The sequence below is a fragment of the Nesterenkonia sphaerica genome, assembly GCF_005771565.1.
GTDB classification, from domain to species: domain Bacteria; phylum Actinomycetota; class Actinomycetes; order Actinomycetales; family Micrococcaceae; genus Nesterenkonia; species Nesterenkonia sphaerica.
Window position 1 is genome coordinate 257,214 of sequence record NZ_VAWA01000001.1, and the last position, 19,095, is coordinate 276,308.

General features: G+C 64.9%; 21 protein-coding genes. 8 read left to right on the forward strand and 13 right to left on the reverse strand.

The window, feature by feature from the left end:
• Positions 1 to 92: 92 nt before the first annotated feature.
• Positions 93 to 752: a cyclodeaminase/cyclohydrolase family protein gene (locus FEF27_RS01210; RefSeq protein WP_138168987.1), complete on the reverse strand. Its 660-nt coding sequence runs from the start codon at positions 750 to 752 to the stop codon at positions 93 to 95.
• 12 nt (positions 753 to 764) lie between these two features.
• A complete protein-coding gene (locus FEF27_RS01215; RefSeq protein ID WP_138168988.1) occupies positions 765 to 2,030 on the reverse strand; it encodes a phospholipase D-like domain-containing protein in 1,266 nt (421 codons plus the stop codon).
• Between the two features lie 90 nt (positions 2,031 to 2,120).
• Here FEF27_RS01215 and FEF27_RS01220 point away from each other — a divergent pair, with 90 nt between their 5' ends.
• Positions 2,121 to 2,528 (forward strand): hypothetical protein, encoded by a 408-nt coding sequence (locus FEF27_RS01220; RefSeq protein ID WP_341805547.1) that lies wholly within the window; start codon positions 2,121 to 2,123, stop codon positions 2,526 to 2,528.
• A 32-nt stretch (positions 2,529 to 2,560) separates the two neighbouring features.
• Here the strand turns inward: FEF27_RS01220 and FEF27_RS01225 are convergent, their stop codons facing one another.
• The 7 genes from FEF27_RS01225 to eat all read right to left on the reverse strand — a co-directional run bounded on the left by FEF27_RS01225 (position 2,561) and on the right by eat (position 10,106).
• On the reverse strand, positions 2,561 to 3,271 hold the full coding sequence (locus FEF27_RS01225) for an alpha/beta fold hydrolase (RefSeq protein WP_138168989.1): 711 nt from the start codon (positions 3,269 to 3,271) through the stop codon (positions 2,561 to 2,563).
• Positions 3,268 to 4,104, reverse strand: coding sequence for an alpha/beta fold hydrolase (locus tag FEF27_RS01230; RefSeq protein WP_138168990.1), 837 nt, complete (start codon positions 4,102 to 4,104; stop codon positions 3,268 to 3,270). Before FEF27_RS01230 ends, FEF27_RS01225 begins: the two co-directional genes overlap by 4 nt.
• 201 nt (positions 4,105 to 4,305) lie before the next feature.
• A complete protein-coding gene (locus FEF27_RS01235) occupies positions 4,306 to 5,082 on the reverse strand; it encodes a 3-oxoacyl-ACP reductase (protein WP_138168991.1) in 777 nt (258 codons plus the stop codon).
• A 61-nt stretch (positions 5,083 to 5,143) separates the two neighbouring features.
• Positions 5,144 to 6,502 carry an aldehyde dehydrogenase family protein gene (locus FEF27_RS01240; protein ID WP_138168992.1) on the reverse strand — a complete coding sequence of 453 codons (1,359 nt, stop codon included), beginning with the start codon at positions 6,500 to 6,502 and terminating at the stop codon, positions 5,144 to 5,146.
• On the reverse strand, positions 6,499 to 7,263 hold the full coding sequence (locus FEF27_RS01245) for a gamma-glutamyl-gamma-aminobutyrate hydrolase family protein (RefSeq protein ID WP_243728897.1): 765 nt from the start codon (positions 7,261 to 7,263) through the stop codon (positions 6,499 to 6,501). The genes FEF27_RS01240 and FEF27_RS01245 overlap by 4 nt, the downstream gene beginning before the upstream one ends.
• Positions 7,244 to 8,590 (reverse strand): glutamine synthetase family protein, encoded by a 1,347-nt coding sequence (locus FEF27_RS01250; protein ID WP_138169067.1) that lies wholly within the window; start codon positions 8,588 to 8,590, stop codon positions 7,244 to 7,246. The genes FEF27_RS01245 and FEF27_RS01250 overlap by 20 nt, the downstream gene beginning before the upstream one ends.
• Before the next feature lie 82 nt (positions 8,591 to 8,672).
• Entirely contained in the window at positions 8,673 to 10,106 is a 1,434-nt protein-coding gene (gene eat / locus FEF27_RS01255; RefSeq protein ID WP_138168994.1) for an ethanolamine permease, read from the reverse strand.
• Between the two features lie 202 nt (positions 10,107 to 10,308).
• Here eat and FEF27_RS01260 point away from each other — a divergent pair, with 202 nt between their 5' ends.
• The 3 genes from FEF27_RS01260 (at position 10,309) to FEF27_RS01270 (ending at position 12,376) form a co-directional block, all read left to right on the forward strand.
• On the forward strand, positions 10,309 to 11,028 hold the full coding sequence (locus FEF27_RS01260; RefSeq protein WP_138168995.1) for a FadR/GntR family transcriptional regulator: 720 nt from the start codon (positions 10,309 to 10,311) through the stop codon (positions 11,026 to 11,028).
• A gap of 173 nt (positions 11,029 to 11,201) precedes the next feature.
• Entirely contained in the window at positions 11,202 to 12,143 is a 942-nt protein-coding gene (locus FEF27_RS01265) for an iron-containing redox enzyme family protein (protein ID WP_208009559.1), read from the forward strand.
• Positions 12,140 to 12,376 carry a CDGSH iron-sulfur domain-containing protein gene (locus tag FEF27_RS01270; protein WP_138168996.1) on the forward strand — a complete coding sequence of 79 codons (237 nt, stop codon included), beginning with the start codon at positions 12,140 to 12,142 and terminating at the stop codon, positions 12,374 to 12,376. The genes FEF27_RS01265 and FEF27_RS01270 overlap by 4 nt, the downstream gene beginning before the upstream one ends.
• 12 nt (positions 12,377 to 12,388) lie before the next feature.
• On the opposite strand, the gene FEF27_RS01275 is transcribed toward FEF27_RS01270, so the two are convergent.
• Positions 12,389 to 13,012 carry a methyltransferase gene (locus FEF27_RS01275; protein ID WP_138168997.1) on the reverse strand — a complete coding sequence of 208 codons (624 nt, stop codon included), beginning with the start codon at positions 13,010 to 13,012 and terminating at the stop codon, positions 12,389 to 12,391.
• A 108-nt stretch (positions 13,013 to 13,120) separates the two neighbouring features.
• On the opposite strand from FEF27_RS01275, the gene FEF27_RS01280 reads away from it, so the two are divergent.
• Positions 13,121 to 14,224, forward strand: coding sequence for a diaminopropionate ammonia-lyase (locus tag FEF27_RS01280; RefSeq protein ID WP_243728901.1), 1,104 nt, complete (start codon positions 13,121 to 13,123; stop codon positions 14,222 to 14,224).
• Positions 14,225 to 14,256: 32 nt separating this feature from the next.
• Here FEF27_RS01280 and FEF27_RS01285 read toward each other — a convergent pair whose 3' ends face one another.
• Positions 14,257 to 14,853: an OmpA family protein gene (locus FEF27_RS01285; protein ID WP_138168999.1), complete on the reverse strand. Its 597-nt coding sequence runs from the start codon at positions 14,851 to 14,853 to the stop codon at positions 14,257 to 14,259.
• Entirely contained in the window at positions 14,853 to 15,572 is a 720-nt protein-coding gene (locus tag FEF27_RS01290; RefSeq protein WP_138169000.1) for a hypothetical protein, read from the reverse strand. The genes FEF27_RS01285 and FEF27_RS01290 overlap by 1 nt, the downstream gene beginning before the upstream one ends.
• 139 nt (positions 15,573 to 15,711) lie before the next feature.
• Here FEF27_RS01290 and FEF27_RS01295 point away from each other — a divergent pair, with 139 nt between their 5' ends.
• The 3 genes from FEF27_RS01295 to FEF27_RS01305 are packed head-to-tail and all read left to right on the forward strand — an operon-like array spanning position 15,712 to position 17,708.
• Positions 15,712 to 16,698: a metal ABC transporter substrate-binding protein gene (locus FEF27_RS01295; RefSeq protein ID WP_138169001.1), complete on the forward strand. Its 987-nt coding sequence runs from the start codon at positions 15,712 to 15,714 to the stop codon at positions 16,696 to 16,698.
• A gap of 17 nt (positions 16,699 to 16,715) precedes the next feature.
• On the forward strand, positions 16,716 to 17,423 hold the full coding sequence (locus FEF27_RS01300; protein WP_138169002.1) for a metal ABC transporter ATP-binding protein: 708 nt from the start codon (positions 16,716 to 16,718) through the stop codon (positions 17,421 to 17,423).
• Between the two features lie 12 nt (positions 17,424 to 17,435).
• Positions 17,436 to 17,708: a metal ABC transporter permease gene (locus FEF27_RS01305; protein ID WP_243728936.1), complete on the forward strand. Its 273-nt coding sequence runs from the start codon at positions 17,436 to 17,438 to the stop codon at positions 17,706 to 17,708.
• Here the strand turns inward: FEF27_RS01305 and FEF27_RS01310 are convergent.
• Positions 17,688 to 18,998, reverse strand: a complete 1,311-nt coding sequence (locus tag FEF27_RS01310; protein ID WP_138169004.1) for an ISL3 family transposase — start codon at positions 18,996 to 18,998, stop codon at positions 17,688 to 17,690. The two genes, FEF27_RS01305 and FEF27_RS01310, sit on opposite strands and share 21 nt — an antisense overlap.
• Positions 18,999 to 19,095: the final 97 nt, after the last annotated feature.

Genomic DNA, 19,095 nt, shown 5'->3' on the forward strand with positions numbered 1-19,095 from the left:
TAACCATACGACTCAGCCAGGGGTGCGGGGTAGAGTCTTCGGCCCATTCCCGGATGAGACTTGTGGTGAGGGCCGAGGTGGAGCTTCGGCTCTCAGCGTTCGTTGGTGGGGGCGGCCCGATCATCGATCGCGCGGGTGGCGGCATCGATGCGGGCCAGTGCGTCGTCGAACCGGTGAACCGTGGCCCACAGGTCCGGGTGCTGCTTCCGGATCTCATCCATGTTCAGTCCGGAGGCACGCAGGGTACCCAGGTCAAAGCTGACATTGGTCCGCGCGCCTGCCACAGCGGCGCGCAGCGCGCCGAAGGCCACCACCACATCTGCGATCAGGGCGCGGTTGCCGTGCTCGGAGAGCCAGGTGAGGTCATCGATGGCGGCGACGGCGTGTTCGCCCAGTGTCGCGGAGGATTCGGCTGCCTCCACGGAGGCCTGGCGGATCGCCTTGTCACGCTCTGTGCCCCGCTCCCGCTTGAACGCTGCTCCGAAGGCCTGGGAAGCGGCGGCGTCGTCATCAGCCAGCTGCAGCGCCAGTTCCCGCCGTTTTTGGGCCCTGGTGAGCACACCGTGGAGCTGTTGGTCCTGGTCAGCTTTCGGCTCGGTGTACCCGGCCACCATGGAGGTCAGCGACGCCGCAATGGCGAGCATGACGCCGGCTCCGGCCCCGCCACCGGGAGCGCCGATGGGCTCTCCGAGGGCGTGCGTCCACGCCGCGACTGTCGACTCTTGGGTGGTGTGCTGTGCAGAGGTGGTCATGGTGCCAGTCTCTCAGAGCACCGGACGGAACGGTTTGAGCGCGAATTCCGTCACTCGGGCCATGCGGCGCCGCGAGTTCCACCTCTCAGGGTTGACTTCCTCACAGTGCTCCCGATCGCTACGGAAGACCTTCTCCATTTCGGCGGCGAACCCGGGGTCCACGACCTCAATATTGGACTCGTAGTTGAAGGACAGGGACAGCCGGTCGATGTTGGCGGTGCCGATAGTGGACCATTCGCCATCAATGGTGGCGGTCTTGGAGTGCATCATGCTGCTGGTGAAGAGCAGGATGGTGATGCCGGCCTTGAGCATCGGGCCGAAAAACCCTCGGGAGACCCAGTCGGCGATGACGTGATTCGACTCCTTGGGCACCATCACTTGGACATCGACGCCGCGTTGGGCTGCGAGGATGAGGGCTCGGAGAATCTGTTGGTCGGGAATGAAGTACGGCGTGGAGATCCAGATGCGTTTTTGTGCCCGCTCAATGGCTTTGAGGTACATATTCCGCACCGGGTAGACCAGGTCCACCGGCATGTTGGCCACCACCCGCACGGTGGGGTTCCAGCTGTGCGGGGGTGTCCACGGCACCTGCTCGGCGGGGTCGCGGTTCTCATTCCAGAGCCGGGCAATGGTCTGCCGCAGCCCCCAGACCGCCGGGCCGGCGGCACGCAGGTGAGTATCCCGCCACTTCTTGGCGTAGAGACTGCCAATGTTGTACCCGCCGACGAACCCGACCTCGTCGTCGACCACCAAGATTTTGGAGTGGTTGAATCCGGTAGAGCGCAGCGGCGCCTTCCAGAAGCTTCTTCCTGCAGCGGGCATGCGGTGGAGGTGAATGTCGCCGCTGAGCTGACGGTAGAAGGACGGTGGCACCACCAGGTTGGCAAACCCGTCATAAATGATGAAGACATCGACGCCGCGGCGGGCAGCTGCGTTGAACGCATCTATGAACTTCTGGCCCACCTCGTCGTTCTTCCAGATGTAAGTCTTCATCAGAATGGAGTGCTCGGCCGCATCAATGGCCTGCAGCATGTCCCCGTAGAGGGCGTCACCGTCGGTATAGATGGTCAGCGGCGACTCTTCCACCTGTGATTCGAAGGTCCCGGGCCGCGGCGCGTCGCGTTGCTTGCGTTTGCTTTCCTTCAACAGGTCCAAAGTGACCACCGAGACTGCCGCGGTCAGCGGCATCCCTGCTGCGGTGCCTGCCACAGCCAGGCTCAGCGTCTTTCGTGAACTCTTGCGGGGCTTGAAGCGCCTGCTGATGCGGGAACGGCTCATAGCCCCAGCCTAATGTGCGCCACAGGAGGAATGATGCGCCGCCTTGCAGGGTTGACGGAGGAGACATGCGTTCAACCTAGGTCGGAGAACATGATGAACCTTTCCACACTGGCCCTGCGCACTCTTCCTGGTGCCTTCATCCTCAATGCGGGGATCAGCAAATTGAAATTGGACCGTGATTCAGCAGAAGGCCTGCAGGGCATGGCCGCCACAGGTGTGCCGGCGGTGGAGAAGCTGCCGCCGGAAACCTTCGGCAAAGCCCTGGCCTGGGGAGAGATCGCCCTGGGGACTGCGCTGCTGACTCCCTTTGTCAGCAACCGGCTGGCCGGCTTGGCGCTGGGTGGGTTCTCCGCGGGGATGCTCAGCATGTACTTCCGCAATGACGATATGACTGAGTCCGACGGCGTGCGGCCTTCCCAGGACGGCACACCCCTGGCCAAGGACATTTGGCTGGCGGCCATTGCCATTGCGCTGGTGGCCAAGCGCTCGAAGGACTGACTCGGGCGCAGTCTCCAATCACCGGTGTCCGATCACCGGGTCAGCAGCCCGACCCCGCGGAGTATCGCCTCATGGACAGCCGGGTCCCCCAGTGGCAGGAAGTGCCCGCGGGTGTCCAGTTGGATATTGTGCGCCCCGGGGAGGTGGCTGCCACCGGGGATGTGCGGGTCAAACCGCCCGTAGATGGACACGATGTCGGCATGAACGTGGTGAAGAGCTCTGAGAGCGTTCAGCTCGGCTGAACGCGGCAGGAAGGCGCGGATTGCTGGCACCGGCAGCAGCTGGGCCAGCGGTGAGCCTTCGAACGGAGTGTTCAGCGCCACCAGCCCGCGGATCAGGCCAGCCTCATTGTGGCTGCTGAGCAGGTGTTTGCCGATGAGTCCGCCTTTGCTGTGGGCGACCAGGATGCACTCCCCGATCCTGTACTCGCGCAGGTGCTGCTGGACCAGGTTCGCCATGTCTGTGATGGTGCCGCCGTTGTATCCCAGTTCGACGACGGCGCGCACATCGTAGCCCTGGGAGCGGAGGGCGTCTGCCACCGGCAGCATGAAAGCCCAGGTTTCGTAGATCCCGGGCAGCAGAACGACTGCCGGCTCGCCAGCGCCGGGCAGCCGATAGGCTGCAGGATCCGGTGAGCGCACCACGCCGTTGGCTTGCCAGCGGAGGGCGTAGCTGTAGTCCCGCACCCAGGCGACAAGATTGGCACCGGCCTCGGAGAGGTGCTGCGGGAGGCGGATGGTCATGGAGTTGGCCACTTCTCCGGGGGCGACGCAGTGGATCCGTCACCGGGTCGTGTCACGGCGGTCAGGAACGGTGCACAGGCTTTCGCCAGCGCCTGCGGCTGATGGTGCTGCAGCGCGTGTGGGCCGCCGGGAACCTCGCGCACCCTGGCCTGCGGGGCCAGCCGGGCCAGCTGGCGCACCCAGGAGGCAGCAGCGATGGGATCACGTCTCCCGCGGACTATCAGTCCCGGCACCGGGCAGCGCAGGATGGTCTCCTCCGGGCGATCGGCGAGCATATACCGCGCAGTCCGGAAGTATCGGAGCGGGCCCATGCGCAGGTAATTGCGGAACACTACTGCATTGGTGGTGAAAGGTTCGGCCAGGGTGTCTCGGAACAGGCGCCATGCGTGGCCGCCGAAGCTGCGCGCAGCCGGGTCGGCGGGGGGACCGATCAGCACGTAGCCGGCGCTGAGGCGGGGGTGGTTGGCGAGCGTGTGCGTCACGATCTGGCACCCCATGGAATGACCCACCAGAACTGGTGACTGCAGACCCAACGCCGCGCACAGCCCGGCGACCACCTCGCCCAACTCCGGGATGGTCAGAGCGCGCGAGGGGTTGGGCGTGCTGCCATAACCGGGCAGGTCCACCGCGTAGACGTCGAAATCAGCGGCGAGCACCTCAGCGAAGGGCAGAAAATACTCGCCCGACATCCCGATCCCATGGACCAGCACCACAGCCGGACGCTCCGGTGCGAAGGTGCCCCGGACATCCACCGTGTGACCCCCCACCTGCACACGCCGGTCCTGGGGTGTTGCGCTGAGCATTTTCCTCGGCGGCACGTTGGCCTCTTCCATGTGGTGGGGCGGTCAGCGGCCCGTCACTCCACCTGGTCCGAATCCTGCCATTGTCCTAATAGAAGTCATGCTAACGTCCGAATAGAAGTCCTGCTAACGTCCGAAAATCGGGTTTCATGTCCGCTGCCCGCTGTCCCGTTGCCCAGCACAGCATCGCAGCGCCCGCGAGCAACGAGAGTCAACCCGTGTCTCTGGTGCCGATCACTGCGGAGTGGTGTACGCTCCCGAGATTCCGCCGTCGACCAGGAACGTGGAGGCGGTCATGAAGGAGGAGTCGTCGCTGGCGAGGAACGCCGCCGCGGCAGCCAGCTCCTCCGGTTCGGCGAACCGCCCCATGGGCACGTGTACCAGGCGCCGGGCGGCCTGGTCCGGATCCTTGGCGAAGAGCTCCTGCAACAGCGGGGTATTCACCGGCCCCGGGCACAGTGCGTTGACCCGAATGCCCTGCCGGGCGAACTCCACACCGAGTTCACGGCTCATGGAGAGCACCCCGCCCTTGGAGGCGCTGTAGGAGATCTGCGAGCTGGCCGCCCCCATGACCGCGACGAAGGAGGCCGTATTGATGATGGACCCCTTCCCCTGCTGCTGCATATAAGGAAGGGCGTACTTGCAGCACAGATAGACAGAGGTCAGGTTCACCTCCTGCACCTTCCGCCATGCCTCGAGGCCCGTCTCCAGGATGGAGGCATCGTCAGCAGGAGAGATGCCGGCATTGTTGAAGGCGATGTCTACCCTGCCGAACCGCTGGTGCGTCTCGGCGTAGAGGTTCTCTACCTGTTCAGCGGAGGTGACATCGACCTTGACGAACAACCCGCCGACCTCGGAGGCTGCGGCTTCTCCTGTGGCCGGGTCGATATCGGCAATGACCACCTTGGCGCCTTCGGCCGCCATCCGGCGAGCTGTGGCCAGCCCGATGCCACTGGCACCACCAGTGATGACTGCGCTGCGGTCCACCAGTCGGCGAGCGTTGACCTCCATGGGAGTCTCCTTAGTCTTGGTTTCTGTGCTGGTCGATGTTGCGGGGCGTGAGCGGAGCGGGTCAAGTGTGGGATATGAAGACGTTCTTGGTCTCGGTGAAGGCTTCGACGGCGTCGGGCCCCAGCTCCCGGCCGAAGCCGGACTGTTTGAATCCACCAAATGGAGTCCAGTACCGCACTGAGGCGTGGGTGTTGACGGAGAGATTTCCGGCTTCCACCCCGCGGGAGACGCGCAGGGCGCGCCCGACGTCGCGGGTCCAGAGTGAACCGGAGAGCCCGTAGTCGGTGGCATTGGCCAAGCAGACCGCATCAGCCTCATCATCGAAAGGCACTACGGCAATCACCGGCCCGAATATTTCCTCATGGAAGACCCGGGAGTCGGTGGCCGGAGTGACCACAGTGGGAGGGAACCAGAACCCTGGGCCTGAGGGCGCGGAGCCTCGGAACGCCACCGGCGTGTCCTGGCCGATGAAGGAGGCGACCGAATCCCGGTGGCCGGCGGAGACCAGCGGCCCCATCTGGGTCTCCGGATCCCGGGGGTCCCCGCAGCTGAAGGCCTGCACCGCAGGTTCAAGCAGTTCCAGAAAACGGTCCATCACCGAACGTTGCACCAGCACCCGGGAGCGGGCGCAACAGTCCTGGCCGGCGTTGTCGAACGCCCCACCGGGTGCGGCGGTGGCAGCCTGTTCGAGGTCGGCGTCGGCGAAGACGATATTGGAGTTCTTCCCCCCGAGTTCCAAGGTGATCCGTTTCACCTGGTCTGCACACCCTGCCATGATGGATTTGCCCACTGCTGTGGAACCGGTGAACACCACTTTGCGCACACGGGGGTGGGTCACGAAGCGCTGCCCGACCACCGAGCCTTTTCCCGGAAGGATGGTCAGCACCCCCGCCGGGAGCCCAGCCTCAAGGGCCAGGTCGCCCAGCCGCAGCGCGGTCAGGGGGGTGAGCTCGGCGGGTTTGAGCACCACTGTGTTTCCAGCAGCAAGTGCGGGGGCGAAACCCCAGGCGGCGATGGGCATCGGGAAGTTCCAAGGGACGATGATCCCGACGACACCCAGGGGCTCGTGGAAGGTGACATTGATCCCTCCGGGTGCCGGGATCTGGCGACCCGAAAGGCGTTCTGGGGCGCCGGAGTAATAGGTGAGCACGTCGCGGACATTGCCAGCTTCCCACCGTGCGTTGGAGATGGTGTGCCCGGCGTTGCGGACCTCCAGCTCCGCCAGGTTCTCCAGGTCGTTGTCCACAGCGTCGGCGAAGCGGCGCAGCAGGCGGGCTCGGTCACCCGGATCCACCGCGCGCCAGGTCTCGAACGCTCGCTGGGCGCGCACAATGGCGGCGTCGGTCTGTGCTTCGTCCGCCAGCTCGACGGTCTGGATGACTTCTTCGGTGGCCGGGTTGATGATCTCGGTGCTGGTCATGGCAGCAGCGCGTCCTTTCGGTCGTGGGCGAAACGCCGGGCGACGTCAATAAATCCGTCGAAGAGACGGGTATCTTTCCGGTTCTCCTCGGGATGGAACTGGACACCCAGGACCCAGCTGTCAGTGAGGGGTTCCACCGCCTGGATGGTGCCGTCGGCTGCCCGGGCGGTGACCACCAGAGGCTCGGCGACGGTGTCCAGGGCTTGGTGGTGATAGCAGGGCGATTCTGCGGATCCGCCGAGCAGCTGGGCGCATCGGCTGTTCGGCTCCACGGTGAACTCCACTGTGCCGAACCGGCCTGGTTCCGGCTGATACTGGTGGGCGGCGGGGTTAACGTCAGGCAGGTGCTGGATCAACGTCCCCCCGAGGGCCACATTGAGGATCTGGGCTCCCCGGCAGATGGCGAACAGCGGCAGGCCCAGATCAAGGGCCCGGCGGGTGAGCGCAATATCGTGCTCATCGCGTGCGGGCTGGGAGGACGTCTTGGGGTGCCGCGCGGCGCCGTAGAACTTCGGATCGACGTCGACCCCGCCGACCACGATCAGCCCGTCGAGTAACTCCAGCACCGAAGGGTCGGTGCCCACGGGGGGGAGCAGCAATGGGGTCCCGCCCGCTGCGGCGACTGCCTCCAGGTAGGACCCTGGGATAATCGCCGCCACGGAGTTCCATACCCCCCACGAGCCCTCCTGGTAGTAGGTGGTCAGCCCGATGCGCGGCCGGTACTGTGCAGGATGAGGGGCCTCAGAGGCGTTCGAAACCACGGCGCAGCTCCCAGTCGGTGACGGCGGCCTCGAAGGCCTCCAGCTCCACATCCGCGTAGTGGACGTAGTGTTCCACGACCTCAGCCCCGAACAGCTCGCGGGCCAACTGTGAGCCTTCCAGAAGGTCGCGGGCCTCGCGCATGGCCGAAGGGACGACCTGCGCACCGGATTCGTAAGCGTTGCCTTCCATCATCGGCTCCAGCTCCAGCTGGTGTTCGATGCCGTAGAGGCCGGAGGCCAACATTGCTGAAAGCGCCAGGTAGGGGTTCACGTCCCCGCCGGGGAGGCGGTTCTCCATCCGCGCCGAGGGGCCGGTGCCGACCAATCGCACCGCGCAGGAGCGGTTGTCGATGCCCCAGGCCACCGCGGTGGGGGCAAAGCTGCCCTTGGCGAACCGCTTATAGGAATTGATGGTCGGGGCGTAGAAGATGGAGAGCTCTCGCATCCCCTTCAGCACCCCGGCGATGAACCAGTCATAGGTGGCGCTGCGGGTGCCGCGCTCGCGGTCCCAGAAGCTGAGCTCGCCGTCGAGCCCGCGCAGCGACATGTGAATGTGGCAGGAGCTGCCCTCACGCTGATTGGGTTTGGCCATAAAGGTGATGGACTTCCCCTGCTGATGAGCGATCTGTTTGGAGGCGAGTTTGTACACCACGTGGTTGTCGGCGGTGACCAGGCCGTCAGCGAATCGGAAGGCGATTTCGTGCTGCCCGAGATTGCATTCGCCCTTGGCGCTTTCCACGGTCATTCCCGCTGTGTACATGGAATTGCGGATCTGTCTCAGCAGCGGTTCCACGCGCTGGGAGCCGAGGATGTTGTAGTCCACGTTGTACTTATTGGCCGGGTCGAGGTTCTGGTAGTTGGCCTCCCAGGCGTCCTCGTAACTGGTGTTGTAGATGCAGAACTCCAGTTCTGTCCCGGTGAGCATCTGGTATCCCATTTCCTGGGCCCGTTGGAGCTGGGTGCGCAGCATGGTCCGTGGCGACATGGGGATCAGCTCACCGTCATGACTGGCGAGGTCGCACTGGATCATCACCTGGCCCGGATTGTGGGGCATGTACCGGATGGTGTCCAGATCCATGGCGAAGCTCATGTCCCCATAACCGGAGTCCCAGCTGCTGATCGCGAAACCGGCCGGGGTGTTCATCTCCGTATCCACCGCCAGCAGGTAGTTGCATCCCTCGGCACCCTCATCGAGCATGTGGTCCAAGAAGAACTGGCCGTGGCACAGCTTGCCCTGGAGCCGGCCCTGCATATCGGTGAAGGCCAGCACCACGGTGTCGATCTTCCCGCCGGTGATCTCGTGGCGCAGCTGCTCCACGGTGAGCATGCGGTCGTTGCGAGGATGCGTGGGTGGTGTGGTCACGGGATCAGATCCTTGGCTAGCAGGTGATGGCGCGTGTAGTGGAAGATTAGTGCAGTCTGGCTTGGGCGTCTTCTACCAGGGCGAACTCCTCCTCCGGGGCATTGGCCACCAGACGGTGGCGGCTGTAGAACCAGAAGTATGCGAGGAAGGCGAGGAAGACGCCGGCGGTGATGGAGGCGGCGAGCACATCGACCAGGAACGTGGCCACTACCGCCACCAGCGCCAGCACCAAGGCGATTCCGGTGGTGTAGACCCCTCCGGGGGTGCGGTAGCCCCGTTCCAGGTGTGGTTCCCGCACCCGCAGCACGATGTGCGAGAGGTTCAGCAGCACGTAGGAGACGGTGGCGCCGAAGACGGCGATATTGATCAGCAGCCCGCCATCACCGGTGGCGGCGGCGAGGAGAAAGCCGATGGTTCCGGGCACGATCAGCGCCACCCAAGGGGTTTTGCGGGGTCCGGTCACCGACAGCCAGCGGGGGAGGTACCCGGCGCGGGAGAGGGCGAACAGCTGCCGGGAGTAGGCGTAGATGATGGAGAAGAAGCTGGCCACCAGCCCAGCCAGTCCGCCGTAGTTGACGATGCTGGCCATGATGCTCTCAGATCCGCTGACTGCTCGGATGGCCTCCGGCAGCGGATTGTCCGAGGTGCTCATCAGCTCCGACCCTGCGGCTCCGGGAACGAAGACCAGCATCAGCGCCCCCGTGGCCAGCAGGATCACCATGGCGACGATGATTCCGCGCGGCATATCCCGCTTCGGGTTGGTGGTTTCCTCCGCAGCAAGGGGCACGCCTTCCACTGCGAGGAAGAACCAGATGCCGTAGACCAGTGCGGCCATCGCCCCGGCATACCCCATGGGAAGGAACCGGCTGGCACCGGCTGCATCTTCGGGGACGATGTCGAACAGGTTGGCGGCGTCGAAGTGCGGGGCGAGTGCGAAGACGGTCACCGCCAGGGCCAGCAAGGCGATCACGGTAATGCCGAACATCAGTTTCAGCGCCTCGCCGACACCGTAGAGGTGGATGCCGACGAAGATCGCGTAGGTGATCAGATACACCGGCCAGGAGTTGGTGATGCCGAACAGCCCCAGGGCCTCAATGTAGCCGCCGATGAAGGTCGCGATGGCCGCCGGTGCCACGGCGAAGACGATCAGCACCGCCACGCCCGTGGCAAAGCCGCCCAGTGGACCCAGCGCGCGGCGGGCGAAGCCGTATCCGGCACCTGCGGTGGGCAGAGTGGAGGAGAGCTCGGCGAGGCCGAAGACCATACAGGTGTACATCAGGCCCATCAGCACGAACGCGATGAGCATCCCTCCCCAACCGCCCTGGGCCAGTCCGAGGTTCCACCCAGCGAAGTCTCCTGAAATGACGTAGGAGACGCCCAGCCCCGCCAGGAGAATCCACCCTGCGGCACCTGATTTGAGCCGCCGGTGCTCCAGGTAGCTCTGATCGGCAACGACTGCTGTGGTCTTGTTGCGAAGCATGGGGGTCCACCTTTGTCAGAGGAGTTTGTCAGATGAGATCGACGGAGAGAACTCCAATGGACTAGTTTCAGTCCATGGCGTTGTCTGGAAGTGTGGCATCTCACATGAGAGCCGTCAAGAGCCAACCGCTTGCGGCGTCGTCCCCCACCCGGGCAGCGCGGGCCGTGGTTGACTGGGGGAGAGCGGGACGGGAGGACATTGGATGACGAGCGAGGGATTTGGACACCCCTACGCAGTGCTGCGCCCCGTGCGCTCGGGCAATACGTTTGAGGAGACCATCGAGCACCTGCTGCAGGCGATCCGGGTCGGGCTGTTTCCACCGGGGCAGAAGCTGCCGTCCGAGAGGGACCTGGCGGCGCACTTGGGTGTTTCCCGGGCTACCCTCCGCGAGGCGCTGGCTGAACTCCAGCAGGCCGGCTACCTGGAGGTGCGTCGCGGACGCTACGGCGGGACGTACATCCTGGAAAGCGCGGCCTCCACCGGCGCGGAGGAAGGGCGCATCGATCCCGAGGAGCTCCGCGATGTGCTGACCTTCCGTGCGGTGATCGAGCCAGCTGCCGCAGAGGTGGCCGCGCAGGCAGACTTGCCCGCCTCAGCCCGGCAGCACCTGCAAGCGTGCCTGACCGACCTTCAGGCGGCCGAGCAGGGCAGCTACCGCGCGCGGGATGCCCGGTTCCACATTGCGGTGGCCGAACTGACCGGCTCTCCGACGCTGATCACCGCGGTGGCGGAGACGCGCGCCCGGACCAGCGCGCTGCTGGATAAGATTCCGCTGTTGCCAGCCAACCTGGAGCACTCCAACCAGCAGCATGAGGCGATCACCGGGGCCATCCTGCGCGGAGACGCGGCACAGGCACGGACGCTGATGGCCGACCACCTCGAGGGCACTGCCGCTCTGCTGCGCGGCTTCCTCGAAGGATGACCCGATAGCCGGCACAGCCAATGGTGCAACAAAAGACCACGGCAGTCGCCGGGTGCCTCTGCCACTAAAATCGACTGAGCCGTTGCCCGTACGCCTGAGATGAGGACTGTCATGCCGGATTCTGCCACAGGACCCACCGTTGCCCAGTGGGTGCCTCGGACAGGCAGTGGCCAGTGCTGACCCCACATGCCCGGGGCGCACTCAGTCACGCAGTGCTGACCGCCATGCGCAGCGCCGACACCTCCACACTCGCCCAGGCCCCGCAGGCTGAGAGCGCTCAGGATGCCCACCTGACCTTATGGGCGCTCTACGAACAGCACTACCGAGGGTTCGACGACGTCGCTGGAGAGTTGGAATGGGACCCCCTGCTGCTCAGCATCCGGCGGAAACTCGAACAAGATTTTGAGCAGACTTTGCGTGCCCGGATTCCGCAGTTCCCGGCCCCGGGGAACTTCGCAGAAGATTTCTTCGGCTTCGTGGCCGACTTTGACGGAGCCTCGCTCTCGGGCCACGTGCAGCGCAAAGCCACCAAGGAGCAGGTGTGTCAGCTGCTGCGGCACCGCACGGTCTACCACCTGAAGGAATCGGACCACACCACGTGGCTGATCCCGCGGCTGTCCGACCGGGTCAAGGCGGCGGTGATGGAGCTGCAGTTCGACGAATACGGCGCCGGTGACCCGCAGCGCCTGCACGCCCACCTGTTCCGCCGCGGGATTGAAGACAGCGGCCTGGACTCCGAGTACGGGGCGTATATCAATGAGGCGCCACTGGAGATCCTGGAGGAGAACAATGCGATGTCACTGTTCGGGCTGAACCGCCGCCTGCGGGCAGCCTCGCTGGGCTTTCTGGCCGCCTTCGAAACCACCAGCTCCGCGCCGTCCCGGCGGATGGCGGCGGGGCTGCAACGGTTGGGCTTCCCGGCATCGATGGTGGAGTACTACACCGAACACGTCGAGGCGGATGCGGTGCATGAGCAGCTGGCAGTGCGCACCATCTGCGGAGCTTTCTTGGAGGAGGAACCACAGCTGCATGATGACGTCTATTTCGGGGCATGGACCTCCATGGACCTTGAAGCCCGCTACGCGGCACGGATGCTGAAGGAGTGGGCGGCATGACCGGCGAGTTTCAGCCGGGGCCGCAACCGGAGCCGCAGGTCGAGCACCCCGATGTGATCTTCTGCCCGGACGGCCCGATGCTGCTGCGTGGCGATCACGTCATTGAGGATGAGGACGGCAACGCTCACCGGACCACCCGCCCGGTGAGCGCGGTCTGCCGGTGCGGCGGCTCGATGATCAAGCCGTGGTGCGACGGCACCCACAAGCTCCTGCGCAGAAGCTCCCGCGACTAGCCTGTTCCAGAGTCAGCGCACCAGCCGCACCAGCACACCGCGGCCGTAGACCCGGGTTTCCGACAGCCGCAGGGAACCGTCCAGCTCGTCGGCGGCATAGGCGGCCACAGCCTCCGCCTGGGAGGTGGTGCCCAGCTGAAGCAGCCCGGAGCCCTCCTGGGAGAGGTGGCGGTCAATGACATCCACACACGTGCGCGCCAAAGCCAGGCCGTCGGCGCCGCCGTCGATCGCCAGCAGAGGATCCGCAGGGAACCTCGAGGTCTCCGCCGAACGCACCCACGGCGGATCTGCGATGATCAGGCCGAATTGCTCCTGCGGGGCCACCGCGGCGTCGAGCCGAGCGAGCCGGAACTCCACCTGTGCGCCCATCCCGTTGGCGGCGGCGTTTTTCAGGGCGAATTGCTCGGCAGCCGGGTTGAGGTCGACCATCACCAGCTCTCGTGGGGTCTCGCGCACCGCTGCGAGCCCGATGTGCCCGGCGCCGGCGCAGAGTTCCAGCACCGGTCCCGGCGGCAGCTCGGCCAACAGCTCCGCCGCCCATGCCGATTGTGCCTGGGTCCATGACCGGGGCTCCAGCACCCGCTCGTCATAGGAGATGGTCAGTTCGCAGAAGGTGGCTTCAGGCATGGTCTCCATTCTCGCTCACCTCACCCCCAGGCTGCTGCGGGCCGGCTCCGGGTCAGCGCCAGTATGAGAGCATCGGTCACGACTGACTATCGAATCGAGCGCCATATGAACACTGCGATGACGAGCCCGTACTTCAACCCCGCCGCCCGCTCCTGGCGGACCCAGCCGCTGCGGGAGGCACCGGTCACCTTCCATCGGTCGCTGCCTGGTTACGCCCCCACCCCGCTGACTCCGGTGCCGACGCTGGCCGACGAGCTCGGGGTCGGGGAAGTGCTGGTCAAGGACGAGTCACAGCGGCTGGGGCTCTCAGCTTTCAAGATTCTGGGTGCCTCTTACGCCATTGCCCGCGCGTTATCCCGCCGCCTGGGTGTTGAGGAAGCCCTGCCCCTGGAGAGGCTGCGGGAGGAACTGGGCGCTGCTGCGACGCTTACGTTGGTGGCGGCCACAGACGGAAACCATGGCCGGGCGGTCGCCCACGTCGCCCGATTGTTGGGCCTTCCAGCCACCATCTATATCCCGCCCGGAGTCGCTGCGGAAGCGCAGGCGGCGATCGTCTCCGAGGGCGCAGAACTGGTGGAAATGGCTCTGCCCTATGACGACGTCGTCGCCCACTGCGCAGCCCAGGCCGGCGAGCACACGGTGCTGATCCAGGACACTTCATGGGAGGGCTACCAGGACGTCCCACAATGGATCGTGGACGGGTATTCCACCCTGGTTCAGGAGGTGGATGCGCAGCTGAGCGAGTGGGGCCTGGAACGGCTGGACATGGTCGTGGTGCCCACCGGGGTGGGGTCCCTGGCACAGGCCGTGGTCCACCACTACCGCTCCACACAGCACGCCCCGAGCTTGCTGGTCACCGAACCTGTGGTGGCGCCGTCGCTGACTACCGCTCTGCACACCGGCCGAGTGGTCCCGGTGGGCACCGGTGAGACCTCGATGATGGGGCTGAATTGCGGCACTGTCTCCGGAATCGCGTGGCCAGTTCTGCGCGAGGGGGTCGACGCTGCGGTGACAGTGGGTGAGGAGCAGGCGTTGGCCGCAGTGAAGCAGCTCGGGGCTCTCGGGGTGGATTCTGGCCCCTGTGGCGCAGCGACCTTGGCGGCTCTCCGCGAGGTGGCTGCCGATCCGCAGCGGCGCCATCTGGTCGGACTGTCCGACGACTCCGTGGTGGTGCTGCTGAGCACTGAGGGTACGGCCGCGAACCCCAAGGGCCGGCAATGAGGCGTACGGCGCGCTCGCGTTCGGGGTAGCGCTCATCCACTGTCGTAGGCGATCTCCACCCTGCGGTTCTGCGCGAAGGTCTCCGGCTCGTCCTCAACCTCCCGGACCGCAGGCTCCTGGTCTGCGACGCCGGAGACCTCCAAGTCCAAATCCGGCCGCACCGCCTGAAGGACCTCAGCGACCGCCTCGGCCCGGTTCTCAGAGAGCTCCTGATTGTCGAAGTCCACGTGGTCCCCGGTGGGCCGGGAATCAGTGTGTCCGGTCACAGACACCGCGGCGCCATCGGGCACATCCTCGACCAGCTCCTCGAGGCGGTGTGCAGCCGAATCCGGAACCTCCCACTCATATGCGTCGAAGAGCACATCTGTCGACAGCGAGATAACCGTCTCTCCTCCTTCTTCTCGGGTGTCCTCGAGAGTGTCGACGTGCCCTTCCGGGTCCAGACGGGTGATGTGTCCCTCCGGGTCCAGGCGAGTGACGTGCCCTTCGGCATCTGATGCATCAAATTCGCCCCGGTCGACCTCTTCCCACACGTGCCGCTCCTGGATCTCGTCCGCCAGGGCGGGAACTGCTGGGAGCAGCACCAGCACCGCCGCCGCGCCCAGAGCCGGTGGCACCCTGGCTGCCATCAGTTCCCGTCCTCCTCACCCTGGGGGCCGTCGCCGGTCTCACCGGAGGCGTCAGGGAAAGGGACGTCCTCGAGGCGGGGGCGTTCGCTGGCGAACTCGATGTCAACGCTGTCCACACTGTCCTCCAGTAGGGGGAAGAACCCCCACCAGTAGATGGCCTCCCCGTCGCCGGCGCTAGGTGACCCGAAAGCCCCGGTGGTGTCATTGTGGTGGAATGGCCGGTAGATCTTCAGGTTCTCCCGGTCATAGATCCGCGGCAGCGGGCCCGGTGTGTTCGAAGCCTGTTCCCCGAGCATGGCGTGGATGGTCAGCCCCTCACCGCTGCGCTCCAATTGCGGCCAGTAATAGACCTCCATCAGGAGGAACTCCTCGGTCTCCTCCAAGGTCGCCACGCTGACAATGACCGAGTCATCCTCACTGAGCTCATACTCGATGGACGCGATCGCCTCCTCTGGCGGGACCGCCCGGCTGCCGTCCTGGGCCTGAGCAATCTCCCCGGATGCTGAGGCCTGCTCCTCACCATCCTCATGGGTCTCCGTCTCCGGTGCACCATCGGTGGCGTCTGAGGCTTCCTCGACGTCGTCCTGATCCTCACCGGCCTCCGCCTCATTTTCCTCGGGGGAGTCCTCGTCTGCGTCATCGAACATGCCGCAGGAGCTCAGCAGCAACGCCGCCACGCACCCTGTGGACATCCAAGCGTTCAAACGTCGCGGTCTCATATCCCTCCACCTCTCACCGTGGCTGCTGAGCCTTGCGCTCAGCTCGATTGTAGGTTGTATCACGGCGCGTGACTACGGATACTCCATATAATATTGAGACGCATTATCAACAGTCTCCGGTGGTGAAAGAGGATGATTCATGCGTTTGGTCCTGCCCGGCCTTGCCGTTCTGGCTCTTGCCCTCAGCGGGTGCGGTGGCGGCGACAACGACTACCTCGATGCGGAGCCCGGTTCGGAAGAGCCCGGTTCGGAAGAGCCCGGCGGTGAGGCGGTGAGCGCGGTGGCGGCGGTCTATCCGTTGGCATGGGTGGCCCAACAGGTCGCTCCCGAAGCCGACGTCGAATTCCTCGGTTCAGGCAGCGCAGAGGCCCACGACCTGGAGCTCACGCCGGGACAGCGACAAGCTATCGAGGGGTCAGACGTGGTGCTGTATCTGGGTGATATCGGTTACCAGGCCCAAGTGGAGGAGACCACTGCTGCTGCCGGAGGGGAAATCGTCAATACCAGCGCGATCGCGGGTGACGACCGAATACCGGCCACTTCCGCGGACCCGCATGCTCATGAGGACGAAGATAATGCGCATGCCCACGCAGAGGCGGTGTTTGATCCGCATGTATGGTTCGACCCCTGGATCATGGCAGAGGTCGCTATGCAGACCGGAGAAGCCTTTGCTGCCGCCGATCCTGATAAGGCCGGGACATACCGCGCCAACGCCCGGGGCGTTGGAGAAACATTGCTGGGAACCCGGGATGACATCGAGGAACTGCTCGACCAGGACTGCCGTTTCGACGAAGCGATCGTCAGCCATGCTGCTTACGGGTACCTCCTGGAACCATACGGTCACACCCAACATGCGGTGGACAGCCTTGCCTCTGGTGAGGGCGGGGCATCCGGTGGTGAGCTGGCCAAACTGGTCACGGAAATCGAGGAGAACGGATTCGAGTCCGTGCTGGCCGAGCCGGTGGACGGCCGCGCTGATACCGAAGCTGTCGCCCGCGAAACGGGAACCGAAGTACTCGATATTTACCCGCTTGACGTGGTGGTCGAGGAACACGAAGCACAGGGCTATCCAGCTCTGCTGCGCGCCCAGGCGGAAACCTTTGCCACGGCGCTAGGTTGCAATTGACTGGGTCGAGCCACACGATGACCCCGGTTCTGGAATTTGACCGCGTGGGATTTGCCTACGAGCGCCAGCCCATCCTGAGCGGAATCTCACTGAGCATTTGCGCAGGAGAGTGCACTGCCCTGGTCGGTCCCAACGGTAATGGTAAGTCCACTCTGGCGCGTTTGGCATTGGGTCTGATCCAGCCCACCCACGGTGTCATCCGGCTGTTCGGCACGCAGGTGCACCGGTTCCGTCACTGGTCCTTGATCGGCTACGTGCCCCAGCAGGTGGCAGTTGCCGCTGCTCTGCCGATCAGCGTTGAGGAAGTCGTCCGCAGTGGATTGGCAGGTCAGCTGCGGCCCCTGCGACGTGCTTCATCAACGCAAGAGGAACGTATTGAGCACGTCATGGACCTCATGGGACTGCAGCAGCTGCGTCGCCGCCGGTTCTCCCAGCTCTCCGGCGGGCAGCAGCAACGGGCATTGATCTCCCGTTCCCTGGTCACCACACCGCGCCTGCTGTTTCTCGACGAACCCACCAGTGGAGTAGACACTGAGGCAAGAACCGCGCTACGGGATTCTTTGGAACATCTGGTCAGCATTGAGGGTCTCGCCGTGGTCTATATCAGCCATGATCCAGCTGGATTCGAAGGCCTGGCGCGGCGGGTGCTTGAAGTTCGTGACGGACACGTGAGACCCGCCCCCGGCCCCCCACAAGTGTCCTCTGCCTTGGGCGCGGTGGCGTGAGCCGTGCTTGAGATGGAGTTCATGCAGCGGGCAGTGATTGCCTGCACCCTGATTGCTGCTACGGCGCCCCTCGTCGGGAGTTTCGTCGTGCAGCGCGGGCAGTCCCTCATTGGTGACGGCATGGGCCACGTAGCTTTTTCCGGGGTCGGCCTCGCCCTGCTGGCGGGTGTGCACCCCCTTGTCGGGGCCCTCGGGCTCACCGTGATTGCAGCTGTGGCACTCGTGCGCATGTCGAACCGGCAAGGGGGAGGGGACTTATCCGGCTCATCGCAGATGAGGGTGTAGCAACGGTCTGAAGCCGCCAGTGTCCAGCAACGATCTGGTGATGTAATGAGCGAGATTCCGGAACCCCAGGGCAGTTCCCCGCAGGTGTTCGAGCCTGCCGTTGATCGCTTCTGTGGGCCCATTAGAAGTGCCAGGCCTGTCGAAGTAGGCCAGGATGTCCGCAGCCCTGCGATTGAAGGTCCGACCCAGACTGATCAACTCGTGCAATCGGCGCGGCACCGCCCGCCGCAGCGAAGCGATGACATCCTCCAGCTGGTTCTTGCCCTCGATCTTCGAGGGGTTGCGGTAAGCGGCGACGATCTTCTGATAGATCCTCCAGGTCGCTTCGACCTCGACATGTTCATCCTCTGTGAAGACCTTCTGCAGCCGCTGATGCTGCTTCTCGGTGAGCAGATCAGCGCCGGTCCGCAGCGTCCTCCGGGTCCCGTAGAGCGGGTCACCGGAACGTCCCCGGTGCCCCAGGGTGTCCTGTTGAACCCGCTGGCGGCACCGATCCAGCGCATCACCTGCAAGGGCGACCACGTGGAATGGGTCCATCACCGCGGTCGCCTGTGGCAGCTCTTCGGCGGCGGCGGTCTTGAATCCGGTGAACCCGTCCATGGCCACCACAGCGATCCCGTCTCGGAAGTCTGCGCTCTGGGCGTCGAGCCAGGTCTTGAAGACCTGCTTGGAACGGCCCGGGATCATGTCGAGCAGCCGTGCCGCCCCGGTGCCGTTGCGGACCGGGGTCAGATCGATGATCACGGTCACGAAGTGACTGCCGCGACCGGTGTGGCGCCAACAGTGCTCATCGACTCCTAAGACCTTGACCCCCTGGAACCGGGCCCGATCATTGATCAGCAGCTTGGTTCCGGCGGTGAGGACCGCGTCGTTGACGGTGTGCCAGGCGGCCCCGAGTCCGGCGGCGATTCGGGTGACTGACATGCGGTCGATCACCAGTGATTTCAGCGCCCAGAGCACCGCAGGGCGGCTGAGCTTCGCTCGGGGCGGGGCGGCGCTGCTGGTGTCTTGGCGCCAGACTCGGGCGCAGTCAGCGCACCGGTAGCGGCGCACTCGAACCAGGAGGGTGGTGGGCCGCCATCCCAGCGGAACGTGCGCCAGCCGGCGCACCACGGTGCCGATGGAGACGCCCTCGGCGCCGCATTCTCGGCACCAGGGGTCGTGGTGGAGGACTCGGCATTCCAACACGGCTCGGTGTTCTTCGAGGCGTTGGCCGGTGATGGTGAGTCCGAGCTGATCGACCAGGCAGAAACTATCGATGTCCGGGGTGGTGAAAGTAGGCTTGGCCACGTCGAGGTCTTTCTAGATGGGCAGTGTGAGAACTTCCATCTTCGGAAGGCCTCGACGTCTATCTGCGCATCGCCACGCCAGCGGTTACTACACCCTC

Excerpts from the sequence above, each read along its gene's own strand:
- FEF27_RS01210 (WP_138168987.1), bottom strand. The coding sequence starts at position 752 with ATGACCACCTCTGCACAGCACACCACCCAAGAGTCGACAGTCGCGGCG.
- FEF27_RS01215 (WP_138168988.1), bottom strand. The coding sequence starts at position 2,030 with ATGAGCCGTTCCCGCATCAGCAGGCGCTTCAAGCCCCGCAAGAGTTCA.
- FEF27_RS01220 (WP_341805547.1), top strand. The coding sequence starts at position 2,121 with ATGATGAACCTTTCCACACTGGCCCTGCGCACTCTTCCTGGTGCCTTC.
- FEF27_RS01225 (WP_138168989.1), bottom strand. The coding sequence starts at position 3,271 with ATGACCATCCGCCTCCCGCAGCACCTCTCCGAGGCCGGTGCCAATCTT.
- FEF27_RS01230 (WP_138168990.1), bottom strand. The coding sequence starts at position 4,104 with ATGGAAGAGGCCAACGTGCCGCCGAGGAAAATGCTCAGCGCAACACCC.
- FEF27_RS01235 (WP_138168991.1), bottom strand. The coding sequence starts at position 5,082 with ATGGAGGTCAACGCTCGCCGACTGGTGGACCGCAGCGCAGTCATCACT.
- FEF27_RS01240 (WP_138168992.1), bottom strand. The coding sequence starts at position 6,502 with ATGACCAGCACCGAGATCATCAACCCGGCCACCGAAGAAGTCATCCAG.
- FEF27_RS01250 (WP_138169067.1), bottom strand. The coding sequence starts at position 8,590 with ATGCTCACCGTGGAGCAGCTGCGCCACGAGATCACCGGCGGGAAGATC.
- eat (WP_138168994.1), bottom strand. The coding sequence starts at position 10,106 with ATGCTTCGCAACAAGACCACAGCAGTCGTTGCCGATCAGAGCTACCTG.
- FEF27_RS01260 (WP_138168995.1), top strand. The coding sequence starts at position 10,309 with ATGACGAGCGAGGGATTTGGACACCCCTACGCAGTGCTGCGCCCCGTG.
- FEF27_RS01270 (WP_138168996.1), top strand. The coding sequence starts at position 12,140 with ATGACCGGCGAGTTTCAGCCGGGGCCGCAACCGGAGCCGCAGGTCGAG.
- FEF27_RS01275 (WP_138168997.1), bottom strand. The coding sequence starts at position 13,012 with ATGGAGACCATGCCTGAAGCCACCTTCTGCGAACTGACCATCTCCTAT.
- FEF27_RS01280 (WP_243728901.1), top strand. The coding sequence starts at position 13,121 with ATGACGAGCCCGTACTTCAACCCCGCCGCCCGCTCCTGGCGGACCCAG.
- FEF27_RS01285 (WP_138168999.1), bottom strand. The coding sequence starts at position 14,853 with ATGGCAGCCAGGGTGCCACCGGCTCTGGGCGCGGCGGCGGTGCTGGTG.
- FEF27_RS01290 (WP_138169000.1), bottom strand. The coding sequence starts at position 15,572 with ATGAGACCGCGACGTTTGAACGCTTGGATGTCCACAGGGTGCGTGGCG.
- FEF27_RS01295 (WP_138169001.1), top strand. The coding sequence starts at position 15,712 with ATGCGTTTGGTCCTGCCCGGCCTTGCCGTTCTGGCTCTTGCCCTCAGC.
- FEF27_RS01300 (WP_138169002.1), top strand. The coding sequence starts at position 16,716 with ATGACCCCGGTTCTGGAATTTGACCGCGTGGGATTTGCCTACGAGCGC.
- FEF27_RS01305 (WP_243728936.1), top strand. The coding sequence starts at position 17,436 with ATGGAGTTCATGCAGCGGGCAGTGATTGCCTGCACCCTGATTGCTGCT.